At 57.4% G+C, this 2,887-nt stretch carries 3 protein-coding genes; 2 read left to right on the top strand and 1 reads right to left on the bottom strand.

All coding sequences use genetic code 11. The annotated features are described in order from the left end of the window. On the bottom strand, window positions 1-555 hold a 555-nt coding region (locus tag EN884_RS31605), incomplete at its 3' end, for a PAS domain S-box protein (protein WP_128360960.1). A gap of 241 nt (window positions 556-796) precedes the next feature. On the opposite strand from EN884_RS31605, the gene EN884_RS31600 reads away from it, so the two are divergent. Continuing rightward, window positions 797-2,236, top strand: a complete 1,440-nt coding sequence (locus EN884_RS31600) for an ATPase domain-containing protein (protein ID WP_013525068.1) — start codon at window positions 797-799, stop codon at window positions 2,234-2,236. Further along, the coding region (locus EN884_RS31595) for an HWE histidine kinase domain-containing protein (protein ID WP_281034856.1) at window positions 2,233-2,887 on the top strand (655 nt) is incomplete at its 3' end. The genes EN884_RS31600 and EN884_RS31595, both read left to right, overlap by 4 nt.

The raw sequence follows: 2,887 nt of genomic DNA, 5'->3' as shown, positions 1-2,887 counted from the left end.
TTCGTCGGCCGAGTAACCTTTGATGCGTTCTGCACCCGAGTTCCAGCTCGTGATTACGCCTTCAGGATCAAGCATGTAGATCGCGTAGTCCGTCACGCCCTGAACCAGACGCTGGAACTGCTCCTGATTTTTCCGGATTTCCTCCTCCGCTTTCTTGCGCTCGGTAAGATCACGGGTGACTTTGGCGAAGCCGGTTAGTCTGCCGCTTGGATCGAGTATAGGATCAACCACAACGTGAGCCCAGAAAGGAGTCCCGTCGCGACGAACCCTCCAGCCCTCGGTCTCAAATTTGCCATCGCGGGCTGCTGTCTCCAGAGTCCGCGATGGAAGACCAGCTTCGCGATCCTCCTCCGTGTAGAAGCACGAGAAATGCTGACCGATGATCTCGCTCGCGGAATAGCCTTTGAACCGCTCGGCCCCCGCGTTCCAACTCGTCACGGTTCCCGAACGGTCCAACATATAGATCGCATAATCAGTAACGGCTTCGACGAGAACGCGGTAGCGATCCTCATCGGCTTTATCGACGGTCCCTTGAATCATACCCCATCCGTTCATTTGTTAACTCTGTGAAACTGCTGGCGTCTTGGATGGTTCCACAGACGATGGGAAGGCGTGCGCGCTGTGGCACAGGCCGTGACTGCCGTGGCCTGCAACGAGCTACTTGCCTGACGGGGGCGCGGCCGTTACAGAAATTGGAATTTCAGATACCGGGCCGGGCCGCCGATCGCTCCACCCAGTTCTACTTCGAACCTGTGATACTGGCGGCTTGCGATTCCTGTTTGGAGACGATGGCGGAATGACCGAGCGAAAGAAGCAGCCCGTTGTAAGTTCCGGCATTGCCGGCTTGGACGAAATTCTTCGCGGTGGATTGCCCGCTTCAAATTTCTACATCGTGCAAGGCGATCCAGGCGCAGGCAAGACGACCGCGGCGTTGCAATTCCTGCGCGCTGGTGTGGCAGCCGGTGAACGCTGCATCTATGTCAGCCTTTCGCAAACCGCCGCCGAACTGCAAGCGATTGCGTCCTCACACGGCTGGACGCTTGATGGCATCCGCGTTGAGGAATTGTCCGCTTCGGAGACCTTGAGCGGAGCGGCCGATCAGACGATTTTCCAGACTGCGGACCTTCGATTGGATGAGACGCGCAAGGCGATTGAACGCGCGATTGAAGAACACAAGCCACACAGGCTTGTTTATGACTCGCTGCTCGAGATCCGGCTGATTACCGGCGACACACCGAGGTTCCGGCGCGAGCTGATTGGTTTCAAGGCCTTCCTGGCCAAGCGGGGCATTGTGGCGGTGTTGCTCGACACCCAGACCAGCGGAGGCGATCACAATGGCGAGGAAATCGAGGGCATTGCCCACGGCGTGATCCGGCTTGATAAATCTCTCGAGGATTACGGCGGCGTGCGCCGGCGTGTTGAAGTCAGCAAAATGCGCGGCGTGCCGTTTGCAGACGGTTATCACGATATGGCCATTCGCGAGGGTGAAGGCGTTGTGGTGTTTCCGAGGATTGTGCCCGGGTCGCCTGCCGAAGTGACCAAGCCGCAACTGATCAAATCAGGGGTAGCCGCTCTCGACGAGATGTTCGGCGGCGGCCAGGAATCGGGAACCATAACGCTCGTGATTGGTCAGTCGGGGACAGGCAAGTCGACGATGTCGTCGCTTTACGCCACTGCCGCGCTTCAACGGAGCGAGAGCGTGGCCCTGTTCCTGTTTGAGGAGCGGCTGGAGACTTTCTTTCGCCGGTCCGAAGGCCTTGGGATGGATCTTCGGCAGTTCTACAAGGACGGCCAACTCGTCATCTACGATTTTAGTCCGAACGAAATCTCGCCCGGAGAGTTCGGCCAGATTGTGCAGCAAGTCGTCAGTCGCAACAATACCCGGGTAGTCGTGATTGACAGCTTCACCGGCTATCTGAATTCTCTTCCCCACCGGGAAAAGGCGGTGCTGGACATCCAGTCTCTCCTGAAACATCTCGCTCGCGCTGACGTGCTAACCATGCTCATTGTCGCCCAGCATGGTTTGCTCGGGCAGAATGTTGGGATCGACGTGGACGTCAGTTTTCTCGGCGACACCGTGCTTCTGCTGCGCATGTCCGAGCATGAAGGCCGCCTTAGGCGCAATATCACGGTCGTCAAGAAACGCCACGGTCCCCACGATCTCGATGTCCGGGAACTTTTCATCGCGAGTTCCGGCGTTTCCGTGGTTGCTTACAATCCTCTGCCCGAGACGTGAGCGACGTCGAGCGAAACGGGCTGGGAACACTGGATTGGGTGCTCATTTTGGCGCCTTACCGCAAGGATGCTGGTTACACCGCCTCCCTGCTGCAGGAACGTGGTTTACGGGCTCGAGCGGCGAGCCCCGAGGACTTAGAGGGATTGCTTGCACTGTCCCCTGGAGTGCTGGTTGTTACCCATGAAGCCTTAAATCCTCAGGCTATCGCAACAGTTGAAAGTTTCCTTCAGGCGCAGCCGAATTGGTCGGAAATTCCAATCGTTGTTTTGTTGGACCGTGGGGCACAGCAGTCACGCATCCAAGCGGCGCTGAGCGCTGCCTGGCCACGTTCACGTCAGATATACTATCAGCGTCCAGTGGCTGCGCTCGAACTAATAAGCGGAATCCAGTCGGCACTCCTCACCAGAATTCGCCAGCGCGACGTGCGTGACTATCTTGAGCGGGAGACGGAACTCCGCCTTGAACTAAATCATCGAGTGAAAAACATCCTGGCGACCGTCATATCCATCTTCGATATGACCAGGCGCGGTGCGATCTCGGCAGAAGGGCTTGCAGAAGACTTCAAAGGGCGATTGAGGGCCTTGTCGGATGTTCATTCTGCAGTTTTTGCTGCCGGTGGCGAGACCGTGGCCTTAACGGATGTCGCAAAAT

The sequence above is a fragment of the Mesorhizobium sp. M7A.F.Ca.AU.001.01.1.1 genome (assembly GCF_004022735.1).
Taxonomy (GTDB): domain Bacteria; phylum Pseudomonadota; class Alphaproteobacteria; order Rhizobiales; family Rhizobiaceae; genus Mesorhizobium; species Mesorhizobium ciceri.
Note: the sequence above shows the minus strand (reverse complement) of the source record. Positions and strands in the feature narration are given on the sequence as shown.

Excerpts from the sequence above, each read along its gene's own strand:
- EN884_RS31600 (WP_013525068.1), top strand. The coding sequence starts at position 797 with ATGACCGAGCGAAAGAAGCAGCCCGTTGTAAGTTCCGGCATTGCCGGC.